Annotated in this window: 1 protein-coding gene; it reads right to left on the bottom strand. The window is 35.3% G+C overall.

Annotated elements, in window-relative coordinates; all coding sequences use genetic code 11:
* On the bottom strand, positions 1-267 hold a 267-nt coding region (locus tag ACFIK8_RS12905), incomplete at its 3' end, for an alanine--tRNA ligase-related protein (protein WP_375669650.1).
* Positions 268-558 lie beyond the last annotated feature (291 nt).

Below are 558 nucleotides of genomic sequence, written 5' to 3'. Positions count from 1 at the left end.
AAATGTATGATGGCGTGCCGTATAGCCAACATTATCAAGATAATTATGCTTTCCCCCCACACGGACACATTTTTGTGCAGTTGTTGCCTGTTTACAAGGACGCTGTTCAAGTCCAGTAAAAACATTTTTAAACTGCACCATTCCTGCATTTGTAAACATGAGTGTGGGATCGTTACGTGGAACAAGTGGGCTAGAAGAAAGAACTTTATGCCCATTAAGATGAAAATAATCCAAGAAAGTTGACCGGATACTATTAACACTATTCATATTGACACCTGCAGAGTAAAGTATAAAACTATAGAAGCAAAATCACCTCTCATTAAATATCTTCTGTGCCGCACGTGGAGTCAATTTAATCAAAAAGTGAAATGTTTTTTCAAAAAGGTTGAGAAGTAAGCGGTTTTATATTTAAAAACTCTAACAAATAAAAACAGAAAAAATTTCAAATGAAGGAATTACATCCAAACAAATACGCCATCAAATTGCTTCATCGCTTTCTGTATTTTCTGATCCTGCATTTTCTAACAACTCAATCGCAATCAAACCAGCATTTTGACG

The organism is Bartonella sp. MR168JLCBS (assembly GCF_042194175.1).
The sequence above is the reverse complement of the archived record's forward strand: the minus strand, read 5'-3'. Positions and strand labels throughout refer to the sequence as shown.